This is a genomic window from Endozoicomonas sp. ONNA2 (genome assembly GCF_024606365.1).
Lineage (GTDB): Bacteria > Pseudomonadota > Gammaproteobacteria > Pseudomonadales > Endozoicomonadaceae > Endozoicomonas.
The window spans coordinates 1-4,568 of sequence record NZ_JAHHPO010000227.1; the positions used below are offsets into that span (position 1 = coordinate 1).

General features: G+C 51.7%; 6 protein-coding genes. 5 read left to right on the plus strand and 1 reads right to left on the minus strand.

Annotation, left to right across the window (positions count from 1 at the left end; genetic code table 11):
- Positions 1-122: 122 nt before the first annotated feature.
- Positions 123-1,085, minus strand: a complete 963-nt coding sequence (locus KDK14_RS04175; RefSeq protein ID WP_257263763.1) for a calcium/sodium antiporter — start codon at positions 1,083-1,085, stop codon at positions 123-125.
- A 233-nt stretch (positions 1,086-1,318) separates the two neighbouring features.
- Here KDK14_RS04175 and KDK14_RS04180 point away from each other — a divergent pair, with 233 nt between their 5' ends.
- The 5 genes from KDK14_RS04180 to KDK14_RS04200 are packed head-to-tail and all read left to right on the plus strand — an operon-like array spanning position 1,319 to position 4,462.
- A complete protein-coding gene (locus KDK14_RS04180) occupies positions 1,319-2,173 on the plus strand; it encodes an ATP-binding cassette domain-containing protein (RefSeq protein ID WP_257263764.1) in 855 nt (284 codons plus the stop codon).
- On the plus strand, positions 2,163-2,957 hold the full coding sequence (gene mlaE, locus KDK14_RS04185) for a lipid asymmetry maintenance ABC transporter permease subunit MlaE (RefSeq protein WP_257263765.1): 795 nt from the start codon (positions 2,163-2,165) through the stop codon (positions 2,955-2,957). The genes KDK14_RS04180 and mlaE overlap by 11 nt, the downstream gene beginning before the upstream one ends.
- A gap of 14 nt (positions 2,958-2,971) precedes the next feature.
- The gene (gene mlaD / locus KDK14_RS04190) at positions 2,972-3,436 is read left to right on the plus strand and encodes an outer membrane lipid asymmetry maintenance protein MlaD (RefSeq protein ID WP_257263766.1); all 465 of its coding nucleotides are present in this window, start codon (positions 2,972-2,974) and stop codon (positions 3,434-3,436) included.
- Between the two features lie 40 nt (positions 3,437-3,476).
- Positions 3,477-4,154, plus strand: a complete 678-nt coding sequence (locus tag KDK14_RS04195) for a phospholipid-binding protein MlaC (RefSeq protein WP_257263767.1) — start codon at positions 3,477-3,479, stop codon at positions 4,152-4,154.
- The gene (locus KDK14_RS04200; protein WP_257263768.1) at positions 4,151-4,462 is read left to right on the plus strand and encodes a lipid asymmetry maintenance protein MlaB; all 312 of its coding nucleotides are present in this window, start codon (positions 4,151-4,153) and stop codon (positions 4,460-4,462) included. The genes KDK14_RS04195 and KDK14_RS04200 overlap by 4 nt, the downstream gene beginning before the upstream one ends.
- Positions 4,463-4,568 lie beyond the last annotated feature (106 nt).

Consider the following 4,568-nt stretch of genomic DNA (forward strand, 5'->3'; position numbering starts at 1 on the left):
TCGTCCTGAGCCTGTCGAAGGGCGTGTACTCCGGCCTCGATTATCGTGCCAGTCACCCTTCGACTCCGCTCAGGATGAACGGAGACCGAATTTAAAATGTCGGAATTATTTAAGGACAATTCCTAAGCTGTCTGTACATACAGCCATGTGCCATAGCAGACATACCCTGCCAGAAGGATAATACCTGCAAAACGGCCCAGCGTTCCGGGTTTTTTACCGAACATGGCCATGGCCGTCAACAGAACGGTAAATGCCAGCATGACGCTATAGTCTCTGGAGAAAACGGATTCGTTCAGTGGTCCGGGGGCAACGAGCCCGGGCATGGACAATACCGCCAGCAAATTGAAGATGTTTGAACCCACAACGTTGCCCAGGGCAATATCATGGTGGCCGCGCAGGGCGCTGGCGACCGATGCGGCCAGCTCCGGCAGGCTGGTACCAATGGCAACCACCGTCAAACCAACGATCAGTTCACTGACACCGAGCAGTGTAGCGATCTCTATGGCACCCCACACCAGAATCCGGGCACTGATCAGCAGCAGTATCAGTCCGCCAAACAGTTCAAGGTAAGCTTTGCCGGAAGGCAGCGCTTCGATGTCTTCAACCTCCGCCAGCGGCTCTTCAGGATGGGCTTTTTGCCAGGTCACCATCAGATAGAGGGTAATAAAAAGGCCACTGAGCAGCACCAGACTTTCCATAAGCCCCAGGTAGTTGTTGGCAAGGCAGGCACCGGCAATCAGGGTTACGAATAACAGCCAGGGTATTTCCCGTTTGGCCAGTGCTGATTTGACCGGCAGCGGGGCAATCAGCGCGGTTACCCCAAGAACCAGTCCCATATTGGCAATATTGGAACCGATGGCATTGCCAACGGCAATATCGGTGTGCCCCTGGATAGCCGACATCAGTGAGACCAGAATTTCTGGTGCAGACGTACCTATAGACACCACCGTCAAGCCGATAAGCATGGGGGATATACCCCAGTTTCTAGCAGTGGCAGCAGCACCGCCGACAAAACGGTCGGCACTCCAGGTGAGCAGTATGAAGCCAACAATAATGGCGACTATGGCATAAATGGCAGAACTCATTCCGGGAGCGTTCTCAACATTGGGTATAAATGAGGGGAGTGTATGGAAAATCGGGCAGGCAATGCAACTGCATCACCATCTGAATTGATCCTGCCGGGAGAAAATTCATTTGATAAGATTGGTTGGTTGTTACCAGGAGTTATCAAGAAGGTGCAATAACCCGGTGAAACAGGTCATAATGTCGACCTTGGAAGACTTTTACATTCTGTCTGTTGCAGGGATCTGCGAACCCAATGATGAATTCCATACCTACAGGTGAACGACACAGCAACGAAAGCCGCAGCGATAGTTTTGTCGAGATTCGTGGTTTGACCTTTTATCGGGGCTCCCGGGTTATCTTCAATAATATCGATATGGATATACCCCGGGGAAAAGTGGTGGGTATCATGGGGCCATCAGGCACCGGCAAGACCACCCTGCTGCGGTTGATTGGCCGCCAGCTATTACCAGACGCTGGCTCAATAGTGGTGGACGGTCAGGATCTGGCGGGCCTGTCGAGAGATCAGTTATTTGTTCAGCGTCGTAAAATGGGCATGCTGTTCCAGAGTGGGGCACTGTTTACCGATCTGACCGTCTTTGAGAATGTCGCCTTTCCCCTGCGCATCCACAGCCAGCTATCAGAAACCATGATCCGTGATATCGTCCTGATGAAACTCCATGCGGTGGGGCTGCGCGGTGCATGGTCACTGATGCCCAGTGAGTTATCAGGCGGCATGACCCGGCGCGTTGCCCTGGCCAGGGCCATTGCCCTGGACCCGGAAATGGTGATGTATGATGAACCCTTTGTCGGACAGGATCCCATTGCCATGGGGGTGCTGGTGGATTTGGTTGGCAAACTGAATCAGGCGCTGGGCATCACCAGTATCATTGTTTCCCATGACCTCCATGAAACGGCCAGTATCGCCGATTTACTGTACCTGATCGCCGATGGTGAAGTGATTGGTTCCGGTACCCCTGAGGAGATGTTGAACTCAAAGGATGCCAGGGTAAGCCAGTTTATGCAGGGGCAGCCGGATGGGCCTGTCCCTTTTCACTTTCCGGCGGATGATTATCAGCACGACTTACTGTGGGGTATAAATGAAACTTGATGTTCTGGACCGGCTGGCCCAACTTGGTCAGTTTGGTCTTGGTCATGTGCAGTCCCTGGGGCGCTCCGGTATTTTTCTGTTTCTGGCGATTTTTTCCCGGGCGGGTTTTACCGGCCGTGGTGCACTGCTTATCAGACAGCTCTACAACGTTGGTGTTCTGTCGTTAATTATCGTGACGGTTTCCGGTCTGTTCATTGGCATGGTTCTTGGTTTGCAAGGCTACAGTATTCTGATTCGCTATGGCTCAGAAGGGGCTGTGGGTCAGCTGGTGGCCCTGAGCCTGCTCCGTGAGCTGGGGCCGGTGGTGACCGCGCTGCTGTTTGCCGGGCGTGCCGGCTCTGCCCTGACGGCGGAAATCGGGCTGATGAAAGCCACCGAGCAGCTGTCCAGTATGGAAATGATGGGTGTTGATCCGTTAAAGCGGGTGATCGCCCCGCGTTTCTGGGCGGGGGTTATCTCCATGCCGCTGCTGGCGGCGATATTCAACCTGGTGGGGATTCTTGGCGGCGTGATGGTGGGTGTCGACTGGCTGGGGATTTATGAAGGTTCATTCTGGAGTGGCATGCAGCAGGCGGTGGATTTTGTTGATGATGTGGGCAATGGCATGGTGAAAAGCCTGGTGTTCGGGATTGTGGTGACCTGGATAGCTGTGTTCCAGGGGTACGATGCCATTCCGACTTCAGAAGGCATTAGTCGTGCAACAACGAGAACGGTGGTTTATGCCTCACTGACGGTTCTCGGATTGGATTTTATTTTGACCGCAGTGATGTTTAGTGAGCTTTAAGGAGAGAGCATAAAATGCGCATGCGAACGTTAGAAATCAGTGTCGGCGCCTTTATGCTGGCGGGTATGTTGGCTCTGGTGGTTCTGGCGGTAAAGGTCAGTGGCCTTTCCCTGAAAACCGGCGGTGAAACCTATGAGCTGAATGCTTACTTCGATAACACCGGAGCCCTTAAACCCCGTTCCAGGATATCCATGGCCGGTGTCACCATTGGCCAGGTCAGAAGCATTGAGCTGGATAAAGCGAATTACATGGCCAGGGTGGTGATGGATATTGATCAGCAAATCGATAATATACCCATCGACAGTACCGCATCGATTGTCACCGCAGGGCTATTGGGCGAGCAGTACATCAGTATCAGCATTGGTGGTGAGGAGGCGTTTCTGCGTAATGGTGAGCGTTTTGAAGACACCCAGTCCGCGCTGATTATCGAGGAGCTGATCGGTAAGTTTCTTCTGGGTACGGTCAATAAAAACGAGTAACAAGCCTGGAGAAGCATTCTCTGGCTAGTGGATGGAATGGATGATGAAAGGTAATAAAAACTGGGTGGCTTTGCTGATGGTGCTGCTTTTTCAGTGGTCTTCAGCTGCCGCAGAGCAGGTAATTGAGTCACCTCAGAAGGAGGTGGAAAGGATTACCAGGGAGCTGCTGGCAACCTTTGAAAACAATGTTCAGCAGTACAAAAAGAATGACACTGCCTTTATTGCCGAGGTTGATCGCCAGCTATCACCGTCAGTGGCCTTTGACTCCATTGCCCGGGGCGTGATGGGTAAATACTCCCGCCGGGCTAAAACCGGTCAAATTGAACAGTTTTCCAAGACGTTTAAAGACAGTTTGATCAGCTTTTATGCCAAGGCTTTGCTTCAGCTCGATGATACCCGGTTGACCATCGAGAAAGTCGATGCGGTACCCGATGCTGTACTAAACGACTACCGGTCAGGCAAGGCGCGGCTGGTTCCGGTGGATATGAAGGTCAAAACTTCCTCAGGTACCGTGGCTATCTCTTATTCTATGGTGCATCTGGATAAGCGCTGGAAGCTCAGGAATATCATTGTTGATGGTATCAATATCGGTATTCAGTTCCGTAACCAGTTTGCCGAGGCCATGAATAAATATAATGATCTCCAATATGTGGTGGATCACTGGCCACAAATCATGCAGGGTAAAGCAACGAAGAAACATGTGAGCAAACAGTCATGACATTAACAGCGGTAGCACCTGGCCAATTTAAACTCCATGGTTTGGTTAATTTCACCACTTCCGCAATGATTGAAGAGCAGGGTGCCCGTTTGTTACTGACCTCCACAGAGGATGGCTGGGAAATTGACCTGAGTGGTATTTCCCAGGCCGATAGCTCTGCTTTATCGGTCTTCCTATCCTGGCTCCGGTTGGCGAAAAAACTGCAAAAATCCATCGGCTTTACCGCTATGCCTGAGCAGCTGCAAGCACTGGCTCAAGTCTGTGGTGTTCAGCCATTGTTGAATAGTGTGGGCTGCCATCAGAACTGACACGATTTGAGCAGGTGTACGGCATCTTGTCCTGGAGAGTTAATGCCTTGACTGTTCCTATAAATGTGAGTAAACATAGGACTATTTCGCTCTCTGTTAATGCCCC

What these genes read in the sequence shown, in the direction of transcription:
- mlaD (WP_257263766.1), top strand. Translation starts at nt 2,972, where the DNA reads ATGCGCATGCGAACGTTAGAAATCAGTGTCGGCGCCTTTATGCTGGCG.
- KDK14_RS04180 (WP_257263764.1), top strand. Translation starts at nt 1,319, where the DNA reads ATGATGAATTCCATACCTACAGGTGAACGACACAGCAACGAAAGCCGC.
- KDK14_RS04195 (WP_257263767.1), top strand. Translation starts at nt 3,477, where the DNA reads ATGATGAAAGGTAATAAAAACTGGGTGGCTTTGCTGATGGTGCTGCTT.
- KDK14_RS04200 (WP_257263768.1), top strand. Translation starts at nt 4,151, where the DNA reads ATGACATTAACAGCGGTAGCACCTGGCCAATTTAAACTCCATGGTTTG.
- mlaE (WP_257263765.1), top strand. Translation starts at nt 2,163, where the DNA reads ATGAAACTTGATGTTCTGGACCGGCTGGCCCAACTTGGTCAGTTTGGT.
- KDK14_RS04175 (WP_257263763.1), bottom strand. Translation starts at nt 1,085, where the DNA reads ATGAGTTCTGCCATTTATGCCATAGTCGCCATTATTGTTGGCTTCATA.